The organism is Virgibacillus salexigens (assembly GCF_000723585.1).
GTDB classification, from domain to species: Bacteria; Bacillota; Bacilli; order Bacillales; family Amphibacillaceae; genus Virgibacillus; species Virgibacillus salexigens.
This window is the reverse complement of record NZ_CCDP010000003.1, coordinates 1-16,985: the sequence shown is the minus strand read 5'-3', so window position 1 is coordinate 16,985 and position 16,985 is coordinate 1. Positions and strand designations below refer to the sequence as shown.

General features: G+C 36.7%; 22 protein-coding genes. 9 read left to right on the top strand and 13 right to left on the bottom strand.

The features are described from left to right. Positions 1–97: 97 nt before the first annotated feature. From BN990_RS18290 to BN990_RS18275, 3 genes are all read right to left on the bottom strand, one after another. The gene (locus tag BN990_RS18290) at positions 98–406 is read right to left on the bottom strand and encodes a hypothetical protein (RefSeq protein WP_038246211.1); all 309 of its coding nucleotides are present in this window, start codon (positions 404–406) and stop codon (positions 98–100) included. Beyond that, positions 407–1,171 (bottom strand): BRO-N domain-containing protein, encoded by a 765-nt coding sequence (locus BN990_RS23230; protein WP_370459222.1) that lies wholly within the window; start codon positions 1,169–1,171, stop codon positions 407–409. A 196-nt stretch (positions 1,172–1,367) separates the two neighbouring features. Next, complete coding sequence (locus tag BN990_RS18275) at positions 1,368–1,598, bottom strand: helix-turn-helix domain-containing protein (RefSeq protein ID WP_051739277.1); 231 nt, start codon at positions 1,596–1,598, stop codon at positions 1,368–1,370. 152 nt (positions 1,599–1,750) lie between these two features. On the opposite strand from BN990_RS18275, the gene BN990_RS18270 reads away from it, so the two are divergent. The 6 genes from BN990_RS18270 (at position 1,751) to BN990_RS18250 (ending at position 5,025) form a co-directional block, all read left to right on the top strand. Next, on the top strand, positions 1,751–2,095 hold the full coding sequence (locus tag BN990_RS18270; RefSeq protein ID WP_021292622.1) for a helix-turn-helix domain-containing protein: 345 nt from the start codon (positions 1,751–1,753) through the stop codon (positions 2,093–2,095). Between the two features lie 84 nt (positions 2,096–2,179). Continuing rightward, positions 2,180–2,524 (top strand): DUF4064 domain-containing protein, encoded by a 345-nt coding sequence (locus BN990_RS18265; RefSeq protein ID WP_021292623.1) that lies wholly within the window; start codon positions 2,180–2,182, stop codon positions 2,522–2,524. Between the two features lie 22 nt (positions 2,525–2,546). Further along, on the top strand, positions 2,547–3,095 hold the full coding sequence (locus BN990_RS18260; RefSeq protein ID WP_021292624.1) for a DUF4352 domain-containing protein: 549 nt from the start codon (positions 2,547–2,549) through the stop codon (positions 3,093–3,095). A gap of 97 nt (positions 3,096–3,192) precedes the next feature. Then, entirely contained in the window at positions 3,193–3,681 is a 489-nt protein-coding gene (locus tag BN990_RS18255; protein ID WP_021292625.1) for an ImmA/IrrE family metallo-endopeptidase, read from the top strand. Then, entirely contained in the window at positions 3,656–3,829 is a 174-nt protein-coding gene (locus BN990_RS22695) for a hypothetical protein (RefSeq protein ID WP_158295252.1), read from the top strand. Before BN990_RS18255 ends, BN990_RS22695 begins: the two co-directional genes overlap by 26 nt. Continuing rightward, entirely contained in the window at positions 3,829–5,025 is a 1,197-nt protein-coding gene (locus tag BN990_RS18250) for a tyrosine-type recombinase/integrase (RefSeq protein WP_081856175.1), read from the top strand. Before BN990_RS22695 ends, BN990_RS18250 begins: the two co-directional genes overlap by 1 nt. A gap of 97 nt (positions 5,026–5,122) precedes the next feature. Here the strand turns inward: BN990_RS18250 and groL are convergent, their stop codons facing one another. Together groL and groES are read right to left on the bottom strand one after the other, a co-directional pair. Continuing rightward, positions 5,123–6,766, bottom strand: coding sequence for a chaperonin GroEL (gene groL, locus BN990_RS18245; protein WP_021292628.1), 1,644 nt, complete (start codon positions 6,764–6,766; stop codon positions 5,123–5,125). A 49-nt stretch (positions 6,767–6,815) separates the two neighbouring features. Beyond that, entirely contained in the window at positions 6,816–7,100 is a 285-nt protein-coding gene (gene groES, locus BN990_RS18240; RefSeq protein WP_021292629.1) for a co-chaperone GroES, read from the bottom strand. A 288-nt stretch (positions 7,101–7,388) separates the two neighbouring features. Here groES and BN990_RS18235 point away from each other — a divergent pair, with 288 nt between their 5' ends. Further along, positions 7,389–8,093 (top strand): CPBP family intramembrane glutamic endopeptidase, encoded by a 705-nt coding sequence (locus tag BN990_RS18235; RefSeq protein ID WP_021292630.1) that lies wholly within the window; start codon positions 7,389–7,391, stop codon positions 8,091–8,093. A gap of 62 nt (positions 8,094–8,155) precedes the next feature. Then, the gene (locus tag BN990_RS18230) at positions 8,156–8,356 is read left to right on the top strand and encodes a YdiK family protein (RefSeq protein WP_021292631.1); all 201 of its coding nucleotides are present in this window, start codon (positions 8,156–8,158) and stop codon (positions 8,354–8,356) included. Positions 8,357–8,367: 11 nt separating this feature from the next. Here the strand turns inward: BN990_RS18230 and BN990_RS18225 are convergent, their stop codons facing one another. Then, positions 8,368–8,775: a hypothetical protein gene (locus tag BN990_RS18225; RefSeq protein ID WP_021292632.1), complete on the bottom strand. Its 408-nt coding sequence runs from the start codon at positions 8,773–8,775 to the stop codon at positions 8,368–8,370. Positions 8,776–8,844: 69 nt separating this feature from the next. After that, complete coding sequence (locus BN990_RS18220) at positions 8,845–9,492, bottom strand: redox-sensing transcriptional repressor Rex (protein ID WP_021292633.1); 648 nt, start codon at positions 9,490–9,492, stop codon at positions 8,845–8,847. Positions 9,493–9,739: 247 nt separating this feature from the next. Here BN990_RS18220 and BN990_RS18210 point away from each other — a divergent pair, with 247 nt between their 5' ends. After that, on the top strand, positions 9,740–11,668 hold the full coding sequence (locus tag BN990_RS18210) for an ABC-F family ATP-binding cassette domain-containing protein (protein WP_038246205.1): 1,929 nt from the start codon (positions 9,740–9,742) through the stop codon (positions 11,666–11,668). Positions 11,669–11,728: 60 nt separating this feature from the next. On the opposite strand, the gene BN990_RS18205 is transcribed toward BN990_RS18210, so the two are convergent. The 6 genes from BN990_RS18205 to thiL form a co-directional block, all read right to left on the bottom strand. Next, positions 11,729–12,901: an FtsW/RodA/SpoVE family cell cycle protein gene (locus tag BN990_RS18205; protein WP_021292635.1), complete on the bottom strand. Its 1,173-nt coding sequence runs from the start codon at positions 12,899–12,901 to the stop codon at positions 11,729–11,731. Between the two features lie 215 nt (positions 12,902–13,116). After that, entirely contained in the window at positions 13,117–14,127 is a 1,011-nt protein-coding gene (tsaD, locus tag BN990_RS18200) for a tRNA (adenosine(37)-N6)-threonylcarbamoyltransferase complex transferase subunit TsaD (RefSeq protein ID WP_038246203.1), read from the bottom strand. Next, positions 14,124–14,573 (bottom strand): ribosomal protein S18-alanine N-acetyltransferase, encoded by a 450-nt coding sequence (gene rimI, locus BN990_RS18195; protein WP_038246201.1) that lies wholly within the window; start codon positions 14,571–14,573, stop codon positions 14,124–14,126. Before rimI ends, tsaD begins: the two co-directional genes overlap by 4 nt. Continuing rightward, positions 14,570–15,274: a tRNA (adenosine(37)-N6)-threonylcarbamoyltransferase complex dimerization subunit type 1 TsaB gene (gene tsaB, locus BN990_RS18190; RefSeq protein ID WP_038246199.1), complete on the bottom strand. Its 705-nt coding sequence runs from the start codon at positions 15,272–15,274 to the stop codon at positions 14,570–14,572. Before tsaB ends, rimI begins: the two co-directional genes overlap by 4 nt. A 23-nt stretch (positions 15,275–15,297) precedes the next feature. After that, positions 15,298–15,756, bottom strand: coding sequence for a tRNA (adenosine(37)-N6)-threonylcarbamoyltransferase complex ATPase subunit type 1 TsaE (gene tsaE, locus BN990_RS18185; RefSeq protein ID WP_038246197.1), 459 nt, complete (start codon positions 15,754–15,756; stop codon positions 15,298–15,300). A gap of 11 nt (positions 15,757–15,767) precedes the next feature. Further along, positions 15,768–16,733 (bottom strand): thiamine-phosphate kinase, encoded by a 966-nt coding sequence (thiL, locus tag BN990_RS18180; RefSeq protein ID WP_021292640.1) that lies wholly within the window; start codon positions 16,731–16,733, stop codon positions 15,768–15,770. Positions 16,734–16,985 lie beyond the last annotated feature (252 nt).

The following is a 16,985-nucleotide window of genomic DNA, read 5'->3' as shown; positions in this document are numbered from 1 at the left end:
CCTCCCCCGGTTCCATGGTGGAACATGTTCCAAGGGTGAACAGTATTCTATTGGTTGATGTTTTATAATGTAATTACCGATCCCCACTCGGTGTTATCTAAATGACCTTGTAAGGATATTTAAGTCCCACCTCATCCGCATTAGTAGTTTCATTAACCCAGTCAAAGAATAACTTCGTCACTACCCTCGGGTGACCTAACTCTCTATTGACTGGGAAATCCTCTCTATTAAACAACTCATTGCACTTAGTAGGCCCAATATCTACGATTTCCATGAATTGTTTTCTAGTGAGCAAAGGAGGTAATTGTTTTTGTTCTAACTCTTGTAACAAAACAGGTACTAACTGTTTTTTGATTTCGCTTACGAATGATTGAACTTCTTCATCTGAGAATGTTGTGACTGGCATTTAAATAACCTCCTTGAAATCGTTTATATCAACTTTGAATTGGATAGCCATTTCTTTAACTACTTGGATGTAAATCTCAACAAGTCGTTTATCCTCTGCAATTACATCCAACTTATTAATCTTGTTAACGTAGGATTTGGTCATTCCTCGTCCTGAAGCACGTTCCTTTCTATTGTTAAGACGAATCTCTAATTTACAACCTGCACGTTTTTCAAATCGCTCGTAACTCAGATTCCTAACACTTCTATAAGGTTCAACACCAGACCACTTTCTGGATATCTTTTTAAGAACAGCATCTGTTTTACCTCTCCAACCGACATTGTCCATCGATACGATGTTTGAAATGTTATTAACTGATTGGGTTGCTTCAGTAGCTAGTCTTTTTGCTTCTTTTGTTTCAAGTTCGTTTTGAGCAACTGCTTTAAACATTTGATTCATCATTTGTAATTCAGGGCTTAGTTGTGTTGTATCGATTCCGTATGAACCTGTTTTTCTAATAGAAGGAATGACTTCATGTGTAATCCATCTTTTAAATTGTTTTGCTTCTTCTTTGCGACTACCCAAAACCAAGGTATAAAGCCCGAACTCATTGACTGCATTTGCGTATCCTTGACGACCTAGATTGAATCTAGACCGTTCATCTTCGTCTAGTCTTTTTAATGCATCAGTAGGGTTTTTAATTTCTAAAATGTCGCATACATCTTTTGCTACAAACCAAGGTTCGTTATTTTGCTCGATGATCCTTAATTGTTGACCTTCAAACATTTTTGTTAATTGATTAATTATGATTACCTCCTTGTTATCATCACCTTTGAATTTTCACATCCAAGTATCAGCACCTAACGTCATGGCGTTAACTATTGGCGCTGCTCCCTATCACAATTGATAGATCATGGCATGCTCCACTCATTTAGATGTTGATACTTGGATGTGAAGATGATGAAATTAATTTGATTACTTTCTAGATAATTTGTTCTATTTTCTCCGTTTCGTGTAAATCATCTTCAAAAAATTTTTCTATTGGTTCATTTAGAATCTTAGCTATTTCCTCCAAAGTAGAAGCTTTTATACTTCTACGACCTAGTTCGTAACCGTTGTATGTTTGAACGGCAATTCCCAGCTTTTTTGCAACAAAGGTTCCTGTAATTCCTTTTGACTTTCGAATCTGACGAACTCTCTTATTAATACTCATTTGATCACCCCCACATTTACACGTTTCGAAGAAGTTCTATAACAAGAATACATAAACGAATCGAAGAAGTCAATACTATTTTATACTTTTTGAAGAAATTATTTATTCGAAACGAATAATATTATACAATTAGTATATTAGGAGGACTAATCATGCTAGGTAAAAGGATGCGACATCTAAGAGAAAGAGAGAATCTATCACAATTACAATTAGCTAAAAAATTAAATATCCCAAATCAAAGTATTTCCAATTACGAAAGAGGTTTCAGGAATCCAGATTATGAAACATTGAACAAGATAGCTGACTTTTTCGAAGTGACAACTGACTACCTGTTAGGTAGATCGGACCAACCACACATGACTGAAGACGAAGCATTCGAGGCATTTCGTCATAGTGAAGAACTTAAAAGATGGTATAAAAAACTACCAGAGTCCTCCGAAGAGGATTTACTGCGATTAAAAAAGGTTTGGGAAGCATTTAAGGAATTTGACGACTAGGGTAATCACTGTGCAAATGCATGTTATTTAGCATGCATTTGTATGGATTACATATAAATTAAATTCTTAAAGGGGGTCGTATGCATGCGTACTAGTGAATTTGTACTGGGTCTAATCGGCGGTATTTTCGGTTTTATTGGGTCTATTATAGCCCTATTCATTGGGGGAGTAGATGCTGCGTTTAGTGAATCTGGCACAAGCGATGTAATTGGTCTAGGCTGGGCAGGCTTCTTATTTTCTGCATTAGCTATTGTTGGATCAGTTGTAGTTAAATCAAAGGCTAAGGTCGGAGGTATATTATTATTGATTTCCGCTGTCGGTGGTTTAATAAGTATCTCTATGTTCTACTTGATTTCAGCAATTATGATCGGAATAGCTGGATTAATGGGCGTTTTCAAGAAAGACAAAGAAAAGAAAATAGCTGCTTAGGCAAGCAAAGGGGTTAATTAATATGAAAAAGGTTTTATTTTTTTCCTTTACAATGATGCTAATTTTCATGTTAGCTGCATGTGGTGAATCTGAAATTAAAGAGGCAGACGCGGATACAGACACAGAAAGCGCTAAAGATGATTCCGCAGAAGAAAAAGAGAAAGAAAAGCCTAAAACACAAGAACTAGCTATTGGTGATGCTGTTGAATTTGACGGTATGAAAATCACATTAAATGAAGCTAGGATCGAACCAGGTGGAGATTTTGACGAACCACAAGAAGAACAATTTGTAGTAGTTAATTTAACAGCAGAAAACAATACCGAAGAAGAACAAACAATGTCCTCTATTATGAATGTAGAGTTAAAAGATGCTGATGGTTATGCATATACTACTACAATTTTAACTGAAGGCGTAAAAGCACAATTTGATGGATCAATAGAACCAGGCGGAACACTTAGAGGAGAAATTCCTTTCGATGTTCCAAAGTCAGACTCTTATGAGCTACACTTTTCTAATCCATTCAAATCAGGAAAAGCAATATGGAAAATTCCATCTGATCAATTGCAATAATAACATTATTATAAGGTGTACAAGTTTTGTGCACCTTCTCTTATAACCATAAATAGAACATATATTCTGTTTGATTGTCTGTTTTAAGGGGGATCATATGTTAACTTACACCAGGGCAGAGGAATTTGTTTATAAGCTACTCAAATATTTAGATATTCAAAGTCCTCGACAGCTTAATATAGAAAACATATCAAAGCAATTGGGTATAAAAGTGCAATATTGGAATTATTCAAGCGAACTTGATTGTTATAAGGGAAGATACGTAATGTCATTAGAGCTAAAAGAAACCATGCAGGAACAATGGCAAGAATTCGCTCATGAGTTATGTCATTTCTTTTGGCACGAAGGACGGCAGGAATTTATTCCTATCTTATTTCTGCAATTACAGGAATGGCAAGCGAATAATTTTAGTTATCACTTATCTGTTCCTACCTTTATGCTCCAGCAAATTGATAATGCATCGCCGATAGTAATTGCAAATACTTTTAATGTCGAATATGAATTTGCATGCCATAGATTTGAAATGTATCGAAATAAATTATATTTTCAGGGGGTTTATCATGAACATTACACCATTGGAAGCTAAACGTAGACAAAAGAAAGCCGAGGAAATACTGAATATACCTGTATTAAAGAATATATGGAAGGATGAAAATGGGGAATTAACTGGTAATGTAATTGACTATGTTGATATGCCTAAGGAATTAATAAACAAAAGTAGGAGGGGTAAATGATGAAATGTGAAAAAATTACTCTCAAATCAGGTCAAACTAGATGGGAGTGTGTGGCCGATGGACCACGGCATCCGGCGACAGGAAAACGGAATCAGATTACCAGACGTGGAAAAACACAAAAGGAGGCTAAAAATAAAGTACTAACTGAAATACGTTCGCTCGAGGACACTCATGTTAATAAAAAATATACTCGTAAAATGACCTTTGATGAAGTTGCGGATAAGTGGTTAGAGGTCTACGAATTAACAGGAAAAAAGAAAAATACATTGCGAATTAGAAGGCAAGAAGTTTCTGTTTTAAATAAACATATAGCTAAAATGCCGATCAGTAATATTAATCACGCTACTTATCAAGAAGTGATTAACAATATAACGCCAAATAGAGCCCGTACAACTGTACAAAATATTAATACCACCGCTAACATGGTATTTAAGTATGCGAAAAGAAATCACTTAATAACTGAAAACCCTGCTACCGATGTGGTTATACCGAAAAAGAGAAAAACAATCGAAGAAATCCGAGAAAATAATATCGAAGAAAAGTACTTGGAGCATCATGAGTTAAATGAGTTTTTCGAGGCTGTAGAAAAGCATGGACTAAAATACGATAAAGAACGTTTCTACACTCTTGCATTTTCAGGCATGCGTTCGGGTGAATTGTGCGCTCTCCAAAAATCGGATTTAGATTTCGAACAAAACACGATTGATATTAACAAAACTATATACAATGAAAAAAACAACATGAAAGACTACGAATTAACACCTCCTAAAACAGATGGATCCATTAGACAAATAACTGTAGAGGAACCGGTTATGAAAATATTAAAAGAAGTTGTTGTGAACAACGATAAACACAAAATGCAATTCCGAACTCTTATTGAAGATTTTCACGACAAAGATTTTGTTTTTTCTCGCCCCAATGGTTATCCTTTTGTAACAAAAACTATATTAATTCGTATGGACAGGCTTATTAGTAAAACATCAATTAAAAAACATGCTACTCCTCACATTTTTAGGCATACGCATATAAGTATGCTAGCAGAAGCTGGTGTAGATATTGCAACTGTAATGAAAAAGGTTGGTCATGAGGACATTGATACAACTATGAGAATTTATACGCATGTTACAGATAAAATGAAAAAGGATGCTTCCGAAAAAATATCAAATCTTTACGGAAACATCCTCGAAAAAATATAGTTTTAAAAAATATTGTGAGGTTTTTGTGAGGTTTTTACGAAATTACCGCAAATCTACGTTCTAAAACCCCGTTAAATCAAGGGTTCTGGGCGATGATTTACATCATGCCGCCCATGCCACCCATGCCGCCCATGTCTGGCATTCCGCCGCCACCTGCAGCGCCGCCATCTTCTTCAGGCTTGTCAGCAACTACTGCTTCAGTAGTTAGGAACATAGCCGCTACAGAGGCAGCGTTTTGTAGTGCGGAACGAGTAACTTTAGTTGGGTCAACGATACCTGCGTCAACCATATCTACCCAATCGCCAGTTGCAGCGTTGAAGCCAACGCCTACTTTTTCGCCTTTTAGACGTTCTACAATGATAGACCCTTCTAGACCAGCATTGTGAGCGATTTGACGAACTGGTTCTTCCATTGCACGACGGACAATATTTGCACCAGTAGCTTCGTCACCTTCAAGTGATAATTCACTTACTTTGTTGTAAACATTGACAAATGCTGTACCACCACCGGCTACAATACCTTCTTGTACTGCTGCACGTGTAGAGTTCAATGCATCCTCAATACGTAGTTTACGTTCTTTTAGTTCTGTTTCTGTTGCAGCACCGACTTTGATAACTGCTACACCACCTGCTAGTTTAGCAAGGCGTTCTTGTAATTTTTCTTTATCGAAATCAGAAGTAGTTTCTTCTGCTTGTGCACGGATTTGAGAAACACGAGCAGAGATAGCTTCTGGGTTTCCAGCGCCCTCCACAATAGTTGTGTTTTCTTTCGTTACAACAACTTTAGAAGCACGACCTAATTGATCGATGGTAGCACTCTTAAGATCTAGCCCAAGATCTTCTGTGATAACCTCTGCACCAGTTAGTGTAGCGATGTCTTCTAGCATTGCTTTACGACGGTCACCGAAGCCAGGTGCTTTAACAGCTACTGCATTGAATGTTCCGCGAAGTTTGTTTACTACTAATGTAGCAAGTGCTTCGCCTTCAACATCCTCAGCAATCATTAGAAGTGGTTTGCTTTGTTGTACCACTTGCTCTAGTACAGGTAATACTTCTTGGATATTACCAATCTTTTTATCTGTAATTAAGATATAAGGATCTTCAAGTGTAGCTTCCATTTTATCTTGATCTGTAACCATGTATGGAGAAGCATAACCGCGATCGAATTGCATACCTTCTACTACTTCAAGCTCTGTATTAAAGCCTTTAGACTCTTCGATTGTGATAACACCATCGTTACCAACGCGTTCCATCGCTTCAGAAATCAAGTTACCTACTTCTTTATCTCCAGAGGATACCGCAGCAACTTGAGCAATGGATTCTTTGCTTTCAATTGGGTTAGAGATTGATTTTAATTCATTAACAGCTACTTCAACAGCTTTTTCAATCCCACGACGTACGCCTACTGGGTTAGCACCAGAAGCTACGTTTTTAAGTCCTTCGCGAATCATTGATTGTGCGAGTACCGTTGCAGTTGTTGTACCATCACCTGCGACATCATTTGTTTTTGATGCAACTTCAGATACAAGCTGTGCCCCCATATTTTCGAAGTGATCTTCTAATTCAATTTCTTTTGCAATGGTAACACCATCATTTGTAATTAATGGGGAACCGAATTTTTTATCTAATACAACGTTACGACCTTTTGGTCCTAATGTAACTTTTACCGCATCTGCTAATGTATCTACACCACGAAGCATTGCGCGACGTGCGTCTTCACTGAATTTAATTTCTTTAGCCATGAATAAAGCCCTCCTTAAATTCTTAAGTTAAGTATCTGTATATCTAAGATTAGCTAATAACCGCTAAGATGTCATTTTCACGAAGAATTAAGTACTCTTTGCCTTCGTATTTAACTTCTGTTCCTGCAAACTTTGAAAAGATAATACGGTCACCTTCAGAAACTTCTAGGGCAACTTTTTCTCCATTTTCCGTTACGCGGCCAGAACCGACTGCAACAATATTTCCTTCTTGTGGTTTTTCTTTTGCAGAGTCTGGAAGTACGATACCGCTTGCAGTTTTTTCTTCTTGCTCGACAAGCTCGATAACAACGCGATCTCCTAGTGGTTTAATCATGAAGAAAGCCTCCTTAATTCTATATCATTTTTAGTTATTAGCACTCTACATCATTGAGTGCTAATTCCAATTAATATGATAAATAATTCCGGTTAAAAATGCAAGTATCAAAATCATATTTTTTCAAATTTCTTCTCATTTGTTCCAACAAATCATTCTATTATAAGCAAGAGCTTATTTATGATAAAATAAATAATGTATATATCCATCTTATCGCTAATAGATTTGTAAGTTCAAACATAAACTATAGTATACTTTCTCAACTTAAGAAAAAGGAGTCGTTGTATTTTGCCAAAACGATACTGGTGGGTCATTATCACGTATATCATTATGCAGTTTCTTGGAGTAATATTTGCCCCACTACTGTATAGTGCCTTTCCTATTAACGAAGCTGAAGCTACTGTTTATTCCATGGTGCTTAGTTTCATTCTAGGTGTCCTTGTTGTCCTGTGGTTAATGCGACCAGATATGAAACAGGGTGTGAATGAACGAGAAGCTTCACCGACAAGTGAGATTATACTCTGGTCCATACTTGGTGTCTTTATGGCTTTCTTTGCCCAGGCAATTGCAGGTATGATCCAGACGGAATTTCTTGGTATTCAACAGAATTCGGAAAATACGGAAATGATTATGGATATAACCAGGGCTACCCCATTATTCATGATTGTTCCAATGTTTGCTGCTCCAATACTAGAAGAAATTATTTTCAGAAAGATTATATTTGGCAGACTATATACACGGACAAACTTTCTGATTGCTGCATTACTATCAGCTTTCATATTCGCGATTATCCACGGTGAACCGCAGCATATATTGGTTTATGGTTCCATGGGGCTCGTTTTCGCTTATTTATATGTAAAAACAAAACGGATACTCGTCCCTATTTTCGTGCACATGGCCATGAATTCAATTGTCGTTATCGCGCAATATAATATTGATCCAGCTGAATTAGAAAGGCAACTGAAGGAATTACAAACCATTTTAACATTATAATTTCGGGGGATCTCCCCCGATCCGCCTTATGGTGGGCTTGATATTTAACGGGGGCTTTACAAATGAAGATTTCACCAAAAACCATGGCAATCATTTATTTTATCATGGGAGTATTTTTTACCTATATTGCAATCTTAAGTGTAGATGAAACGATTTGGAATGTAACAACAATGGTGTTAGCTGTTTTTGCTACACTCGAGATTGGTGTCAGCATTCGCTTAATATCTCTTCATTTTCGCTTAAAACACAAAAAGAAGGAATAGCAGTTAGCCTGCTATTCCTTCTTTTTATTCTTTTGGTCAGATGATGGATCATCACCCAAATGAATAACTTCCATCTGTTCCATTAAATCTTTTGTTGTGTCATATGCCGGTGATTCGCTATCAATTGTATTTATATATTCTGTTACATCATAACTCATTATATTTAGTTGTTCCCGATTTCCATCTTCCATTTCATTCCAGCTCATTGCCTCCTGCGCATTGACCTTTTGCCCTTTTATTTCTTCATTTCCACCCACAGCCAATGTAATCATCAACATACCGATGAGAAGTAAAAAAATAATACTGCGTTTTCTTACCACTGTGATTCCTCCATTATAACTTTTATCGATGCCATCAAGTAAGTATGCCTTAACATAAGAGATGCTTCGATCTATGTACATCATAGTTAGCCAGTTCAAGTTATCTAGACCTTCTATTGTATGCTATACCCCACTTACTGAAAAAAGAAACCCTATTCGGCTTCTTTTTTAATCCAGCTGCTTCGTCTCTTCTAGCGGATAATGCTTTAAAAAATATACCAACGCTTGTAATTCAACAGCAAGATCAATATGATGTACACGAATATACTCGGGAACAGTAATTCGAGCAGGCGTAAAATTGAGAATCCCAGTAATTCCCTCTGCAACAAGTCTATCAGTAATCCCGTCCGCTTCACTCGCAGGTATCGTCAAGATAGCAACATTCACACCATCTAATTTTTTTTCTAAATCTGCAATATGATAAACAGGAACATCGCCGATCGTCGTACCTACTTTTTCCGGATCACTATCAAATGCCATTTTAATAAGGATATTATTATTTTTCATGAAATTATAATGTAAAAATGCTGTACCCAAATTACCTACCCCTATTAAAGCAACATCTGTTGTTTCGTCCTGATCTAGGGTTTTACGAAAAAAACCAAGTAAATATTCAACATTATAGCCATATCCTTTTTTACCTAGTGCTCCAAAATAGGAAAAATCTCTTCGAATTGTAGCTGAATCAACTTTGACAGCATCGCTCAATTCTTTTGAAGATACTCGCTTTTTTCCTTGATGATTTAAGTTATTAATAAATCGATAATACAATGGTAGCCGCTTCGCAGTTGCTTGAGGTATTTTATTATGATCCATTGCTATTCCTTCTTTCTTACGATAATAATCCCCATTGTTCTACCAGATGCATCGCTTAATGGTAGACACCCTTTTATTGACCGCTTACATGTTACATCGCAGCAAATAGTTCTTGTAGAAATTGTGACAGTTATTGAGCTCCACCTCTATTTTAGCAGAAAAATGGAAATAAGTCGTGACCGATTTCACAATTATATTGCTTGGCTTCCCGCAATTAAGATACACTAGTATAGATGAGGTGAAACGTATGATACTAATGCAAATAAATGGACTTTCAAAGGCGTTTGGTGCTGATGAAATTCTATCCAATATTAAATTAGAAGTAAAAGAAAATGATCGTATAGCAATTGTTGGCAGAAATGGTTCAGGTAAATCAACGTTATTAAAAATAATGGCTGGTGAACTTACTTATGATGAAGGTGAATTGTTTAAACCAAAAGATTTAACCCTTGGTTATTTATCACAGCATACCGTACTGGAGTCAACTAAAACCATTTGGGAGGAAATGCTGGAAGTTTTTGTTCATCTACGTAATCAAGAAGAAGAGCTTCGTTTACTCGAAAAGCAAATGGAAAAAGCCCATGAACATTCCGAAGCGGATTACCAAAAATTACTTACGAATTACGATAAACTACAACATGCCTTTCAACAAAATGGCGGCTACACCTATGAAGCCGAAATAAAATCAGTACTAACCGGACTTGATTTTCAAGACTTTGATTACCAAACACCAATCCAAACATTAAGTGGCGGTCAAAAGACACGACTATCATTAGGAAAACTTTTACTAAAGAAACCGCAATTACTCATTTTAGATGAACCAACAAACCACTTGGATATTGGTACATTAAACTGGTTAGAAAATTATCTGTTAAATTATCCAGGAGCAGTAGTCATTGTGTCACATGATCGCTATTTTCTCGATAAAACCGTATCAGTCGTTTATGAAATAGCACGGCATAATACGAAAAAATATCATGGAACGTATAGTAAATTCCTTGAGCAAAAAGCTGCCAATTATGAAAAAGAATGGAAAGAATACGAAAAACAGCAGTCGGAAATTAAGAAAATGGAAGACTTCATTCAGAAGAATATTGCTCGTGCATCGACAACCAAACGAGCCCAAAGCAGAAGAAAACAATTAGAAAAGATGGACAAGCTCGATCAACCGCTTGGTGATGAAGCATCAGCTGCTTTTTCTTTTGGTATTCAGAAACGAAGTGGAAATGATGTATTGAAAGTAAATGATCTGTCCTTTCATTATGAAGATACCCATGAAAACCTATTCCAGCACCTTAATCTGCATATTAACCGAGGAGAAAGCATTGCTTTAGTTGGACCAAATGGAGTCGGGAAAACGACGTTCTTAAAAATTTTACTGGGAAAGCTGCAGGCTACAAATGGAAGTATTCAACTTGGAACAAATGTTCAAATTGGCTATTATGATCAAGAACAGGCTGATCTGAACTCATCAAAAACAGTATTAATGGAATTATGGGATGATTATCCGACGATTAATGAAAAAGATATTCGAACGGTTCTAGGTAACTTTTTATTTTCTGGTGATGATGTCTTAAAAGCCGTCAATACGTTAAGTGGTGGCGAAAAAGCACGATTAGCCTTATCAAAATTAATGATGCAGAAAGCGAATTTATTAATTTTAGATGAACCGACCAACCATTTGGATATCGATAGTAAGGAAGTACTTGAAGCTGCTTTAATGAACTTTCCAGGCACCATCCTATTTGTTTCGCACGATCGTTATTTTATCAATAAGATTGCCGATCAAGTAGTAGAAATGCAGCGAGCTAATACGACCATTTATTTGGGTGATTATGATTATTATTTAGAAAAAAAAGAGGAGGAAGCTGAGCTAAAGCGATTAAAGCAAGGTGAACAGCCTTCAGCTCCATCCACTACCAAAGAAAAAAAGAGAAATTATCAACAGGAAAAACAATTACAGCGTGAACAGAGAAAAAAAGAACGGCGGATTACCGAGTTAGAAAGCAATATCGAACGATTAGAAGCAGAAATTCAAAAGCTTGAGGAAAAAATGACAGATCCTACTGTTTATCAAGATCATCAAAAATCACTAGAATTAACAAAGGAAGCAACTAAACAAAAACAGCATATGGAAGATTTAATGGAAGAATGGGCAGCATTACAAGAAGAATAAAAAATAGCCACATGACATCATCGAATGTCATGTGGCTTATTTATTGGTTATCCACAGAAATTATTTGAATAAATAATCATTTTGAATGGAGTTTTCCACAGCTATCCGATATATGACGCCAAACCCTAGCATTGTGGATAACACAGAACTTCCCCCATAACTTATCAACAGCAACGGAATACCCGTAACAGGCATAATCCCTAGAGCCATGCCGATATTTTGAAAGACATGAATAAGCATTAAACTAAGGTATCCAAAGCAAATATACGCCGCAAAGGGAGAATGTTTGTAAATGGATAGACCAATCATTACTAACTTATACAAAAGCATAAAGTATAGGAAAATTACAAAGGCACTCCCTACAAATCCAAAACTTTCGCCTATAATCGAAAAGATAAAATCGGTTTGCGCTTCTGGGAAATTAACTTGTGGTGTCCCAATCCCCTTGCCAAATAGTTGTCCAGATCCCAAAGCCATATAAGCTTGATTAAAGTGCCAATTGGCATCACTTGTTGATTGTGTAGGATCAAACCAAGTCATAATCCGATCAATTTGATAGGCTTGATCTTCCCCAACAACGGTTTTAGCTAATTCAGGGAATTGAACAATAAATCCCAATACAGCACCTATAAACGCTGTAATGCTGACTATTAAGGTCGTAATAATTTTCCAATCAATTCCGGATAAAATAATAATCATACCCGTTATAAATAGATAGACCATTGCTGTACCGAAGTCAGGCTGCTGCATAATTAATAATACGGGAACAGCAACTACTGCGAGAATTTTTAATAACATGAGAATATCTGACTTCACTGTTGGCTTTTCAAACTTTTGCTTATGTCTGTGGATAACTGCTGCCATATAAATAATAGTTGTTATCTTTGTAAATTCAGCAGGTTGCAAGGATACTCCAAAAAGCTGGAACCAGCTTTTCGCTCCATTTACAGGCTTGGCTATTGCCTCGGGACTAATCAATAGTACGGCGAGGACAAATACACCAAATCCGTAAATAAGGACACTTGCCCGCTGTATTTGATCAATATCTAAGTATTGAATAGCGGCCACAATTCCTACCCCAATGGTAAACCATAAAATCTGTTGAAGCACAAAGTTCGAGCCATATTGATCTAACTGCTGCGCATTATAAATGGATAGCAAACTCACACAAACAAACATAATAAATAGCATAATTAAATCGTTCTGTATATAAAAGGATTGCTTTTTAGACATTTCCATTTCACCAAATTTCTAAATTACTATATCAACAATTTATCCACATTAGAAAATATATTTTTATGTGTATTCACGCTTTTTCACAAAGTTATACACAATATCCACAAACACTCTTTGAGTTATGCACATTTTCCATACACAATAAAGATCCTTCCACTTCAGCTTTTATTAAACTTATACACATACCTGTGAATAACTGTGGATTATTGCGATTATTTCAATGGTAACGACGCTCGGGCATTTAAAGATAGCTCTGAGCGTTTTCCTTGTTCAAACGCAATCGTTCCTGCAGCAGCAATCATGGCCGCATTATCTGTACATAATTTGAATGGCGGAATAAGTAAAGGAATATTTAATTCTGCAAAGCTTGTTTCTAATGCATTCCTTAACCCTTTATTAGCTGCCACACCGCCAGCTACAATTACCTGTTTTACATTAAAATCTTTTGCAGCACGTACTGTTTTCGTCGTTAGAACATCAATAACGCTCGCTTGAAAGCTTGCTGCGATATCTTCTTTTTTCAATTCCTCTCCTCTTTGCTTGGCATTGTGAATGGTATTAATCACCGATGACTTTAATCCACTAAAGCTAAAGTCATAGCTATCTTGCTCTAGCCAAGCGCGAGGAAAGGTAATTGTCTCTTGACCCAATTCAGCTAAACGATCGATTTGTGGACCACCGGGATATGGCAGGTTCAACATGCGGGCAACTTTATCATAAGCCTCTCCAGCTGCATCATCTCTCGTTTCACCAATTAATTCATATTCTCCATGTTCCTGCATTAGAACTAATTCCGTATGGCCACCGGAAACAATTAAAGCTAGCAATGGAAACTCAAATTCCTTCTCTAAGCGATTTGCATATATATGCCCTGCTATATGATGTACACCGACCAGTGGTTTTTGCTTTGCAAATGCTAATGCTTTTGCAGCATTTACACCAACTAATAATGCACCTACAAGACCCGGTCCTTCCGTTACAGCTATTCCATCAATCTTTTCCCAGGTTGTATTACTTTGATTGAAGGCTTCTTCTAATACGTACGTGATTTGCTCTACATGATGGCGAGATGCTATCTCAGGTACGACTCCGCCAAACCGTTTATGACTTTCAATTTGAGATGAAACGACATTTGCGAGAATTTCTCTTCCATTTCTCACAACGGCTACTGCTGTTTCATCACAACTCGTTTCTATTCCTAATATAATTGTATCTTTTTTCATGATAGATTCACCCACATAACAATTGCGTCTTCTTGATTATCTGTATAATAATTCTTTCGTAGCCCGCCAGGGACAAGGCCAAACTTTTGATATAAATTCTGTGCAATCGTGTTTGATTCTCGTACTTCCAATGACAATCGGCTGACCCCTCTTATTATGGCATATTGCATCGTATAGTGGAATAGCTTTTCACCAAGACTCTTACCTCGATAAATAGGTTGGATAGCTAAATTCGTAATCTGAGCATCGTCTAACACAATCCATGTACCAATATAGCCAATAATTTTCTTATCCAACTCCATGACAAAGTAATGAGCATAAGGATTATCCGATATTTCTTGATAAAAGATATCCTTTGTCCAAGAAGTAGAAAATGAAGTCCGTTCTACTTCGATTACAGCATCGATATCCATTATCTCCATTCTTCTTATAACTGGCTCAATCATTCGTTATTGACCCTTTTTTGATGTTCTAACCACTTTGCCTCTGCTTCTGCAAGTCTTAGGTAATTTGGTGTTAACGTATGCGTTTCATCTACGCTTCTCTCTTTAGCCGCCATTATTAAATGAGACGCTCTTGGGAGCTGAAAAGTTGCATCGGGAATAACTGCAAGGTTACCTAATTTTTCTTGTATACGTTCTTGATGCACAGAAATATCTGGACTTAAGAAAAGAACAGGATGCTGATATGATTTCAATTTGTCGAGAAATTCATCCATTAACATATTTGCCTCTGGCTCTATCATAACCATGTTATTATCTTCCCACTTAAAACAACTAGAATAAACCAATCCACGCCTTGCATCAAAAAAAGGACAAATAAGACCATTAAAAAATCGTCCTTGATATGCAAGGACCTCTAAACTAGATATACCAATGATAGGTATATTCAACGCCCATGCCATTGACTTAGCGGTTGACAGTCCAATACGAACACCTGTATAAGACCCAGGTCCCTTTGCAACAATGATTTGATCGAGGGCTTCCGGTTTTAAAGATACTTCCTTCATTAGTTTTTCTATGGCTGGCATCAATCGGACAGAATGATTTTTAGACACATTGGTAACTATCTCTCCAGTAATATGTCCTTGTTGTTGAATTGCAACACCCAATACTTGATTCGATGTATCGATGGCAAGTATGTTCATCTATATAGCTCCTCGTCTTGATTTTAATTACTTTGTAATTCATCTAGTACCCATTCAAAGTGTGAACCCCTAGCTTGCAGCTGAATTTGTCGAGATTGATCATTAACATAGGAAATATGGATATCGAGCCTTTCTTCTGGCAAAAAATCCATTATGAACTGAGGCCATTCTACAATCGAAATCCCTTCCCCATTAAAATACTCATCAAACCCTATATCTTCATCGGAATTCTCTAAACGGTATACATCCATATGGTATAAAGGTAGTTCACCTTCATATTCTTTTATGATTGTAAATGTAGGACTAGTTACGTTGCGTTTCACACCAAGTCCAGTAGCTATCCCCTTCGTAAATGTTGTTTTACCAGCACCTAGATCCCCTTCAAGGGTTACCACATCCCCTGGTTTTAATAAAATCGCCAATTTTTGAGCTAGATGCATCGTTTCCTCTTCAGTTGTTGTTGTCATTTTATAAGAATCCATGTTGTCACCCACTACTTTAAATGTGTATATCCTTTCTTAGGTAAAAGGTATTTTCTGCCGTTCTTTTTTAGATATACATTATGTTGGTTGTCTTCTGTGAAGACTCTGCCAATCCTTGTCAGTCTTATATGTATAGAATCTGCTACTTTTTTTAATTTTGGCCAATCGTTCGCAGAAATCGTGCCTAACAGTTGAAAATCTTCCCCACCAAAATACTTCCATTTATATTGCAATTCCGGTAAGAATTGATGATAGTTATCCGATATTGGAATTTGTTCATCCTCCAAAATCATGCTAACGTTTGATTCAGCGCAAATTTCAGCAGCTTCATTACCAATTCCATCACTAATATCATTGATAGCAACTCTGCTAAAATGATGGAAATAGGAAGCAAAATTCACTTGAGGCTCAGGCATCTGATGGCTCCTAATATAATAATCAGCATCCATATAATCGCCAGGATTTGTTAATATATAATAGCCTGCTTGTGAGTCACCCAATGTACCAGTAGCAAACACAATGTCTCCATCCCTAGCATTGTGCCGATAACAAATAGAACCCTTCCTCGCGTAACCAATAACTGTAATGGAGATTGTTAACTCACTTCCTGAAACAGTGTCTCCTCCAATAAGATCCATTTTGTAGTTAGACGCTAGGGTATGCATTCCTCTAAAAACGTCATCAATTTCTGCATCACACCATGTTGTTGGAATGACAATTGATACTAAATAAAAGGCTGGCGTTGCCCCCATAGCAGCAATATCACTTATATTAGCAGTTAATGCTCGGTAGCCAACATGAAATGGTTTCATTGTATCTTTTCGAAAGTGTATATTCTCTACAAATGTATCAACCGAAGTGACAATATCGGAAAAAGGTTGTCGAAAGACTGCTGCATCATCACCTATTCCTTTAACTAAGGTCGATTGTCTATAAAATTGCTGTTTAATTGATTTAATAAAAGAAAATTCATCCATCACTTTTCACCAGTTTCTATACTAACTATAACAATGATAGCAAAAAAAGTTGGAAATTGAAAAAGGAAATAGTAGTTGAGAAAGAATTCAAGTTGAAAAGAGAGGGAGTATAACATGACATATAAATCGAAATGCACTTTTCAAGCATATAAAAAACACACGATTTCACGAAATCCTGTGTATAATAAGTCTATATTAGTGGCGGTCCGGACGGGACTCGAACCCGCGACCTCCTGCGTGACAGGCAGGCAT

Coding starts and splice junctions, on each gene's coding strand:
- BN990_RS18230 (WP_021292631.1), top strand. CDS start 8,156: ATGAAGATTTCACCAAAAACCATGGCAATCATTTATTTTATCATGGGA.
- groES (WP_021292629.1), bottom strand. CDS start 7,100: ATGATTAAACCACTAGGAGATCGCGTTGTTATCGAGCTTGTCGAGCAA.
- BN990_RS18205 (WP_021292635.1), bottom strand. CDS start 12,901: ATGTCTAAAAAGCAATCCTTTTATATACAGAACGATTTAATTATGCTA.
- tsaB (WP_038246199.1), bottom strand. CDS start 15,274: ATGAACATACTTGCCATCGATACATCGAATCAAGTATTGGGTGTTGCA.
- tsaE (WP_038246197.1), bottom strand. CDS start 15,756: ATGGATTCTTATAAAATGACAACAACAACTGAAGAGGAAACGATGCAT.
- BN990_RS18250 (WP_081856175.1), top strand. CDS start 3,829: ATGAAATGTGAAAAAATTACTCTCAAATCAGGTCAAACTAGATGGGAG.
- rimI (WP_038246201.1), bottom strand. CDS start 14,573: ATGATTGAGCCAGTTATAAGAAGAATGGAGATAATGGATATCGATGCT.
- BN990_RS18275 (WP_051739277.1), bottom strand. CDS start 1,598: ATGAGTATTAATAAGAGAGTTCGTCAGATTCGAAAGTCAAAAGGAATT.
- BN990_RS18265 (WP_021292623.1), top strand. CDS start 2,180: ATGCGTACTAGTGAATTTGTACTGGGTCTAATCGGCGGTATTTTCGGT.
- BN990_RS22695 (WP_158295252.1), top strand. CDS start 3,656: ATGAACATTACACCATTGGAAGCTAAACGTAGACAAAAGAAAGCCGAG.
- groL (WP_021292628.1), bottom strand. CDS start 6,766: ATGGCTAAAGAAATTAAATTCAGTGAAGACGCACGTCGCGCAATGCTT.
- BN990_RS18290 (WP_038246211.1), bottom strand. CDS start 406: ATGCCAGTCACAACATTCTCAGATGAAGAAGTTCAATCATTCGTAAGC.
- tsaD (WP_038246203.1), bottom strand. CDS start 14,127: ATGAAAAAAGATACAATTATATTAGGAATAGAAACGAGTTGTGATGAA.
- BN990_RS18255 (WP_021292625.1), top strand. CDS start 3,193: ATGTTAACTTACACCAGGGCAGAGGAATTTGTTTATAAGCTACTCAAA.
- BN990_RS18220 (WP_021292633.1), bottom strand. CDS start 9,492: ATGGATCATAATAAAATACCTCAAGCAACTGCGAAGCGGCTACCATTG.
- BN990_RS18210 (WP_038246205.1), top strand. CDS start 9,740: ATGATACTAATGCAAATAAATGGACTTTCAAAGGCGTTTGGTGCTGAT.
- BN990_RS18260 (WP_021292624.1), top strand. CDS start 2,547: ATGAAAAAGGTTTTATTTTTTTCCTTTACAATGATGCTAATTTTCATG.
- thiL (WP_021292640.1), bottom strand. CDS start 16,733: ATGGATGAATTTTCTTTTATTAAATCAATTAAACAGCAATTTTATAGA.
- BN990_RS23230 (WP_370459222.1), bottom strand. CDS start 1,171: ATGTTTGAAGGTCAACAATTAAGGATCATCGAGCAAAATAACGAACCT.
- BN990_RS18270 (WP_021292622.1), top strand. CDS start 1,751: ATGCTAGGTAAAAGGATGCGACATCTAAGAGAAAGAGAGAATCTATCA.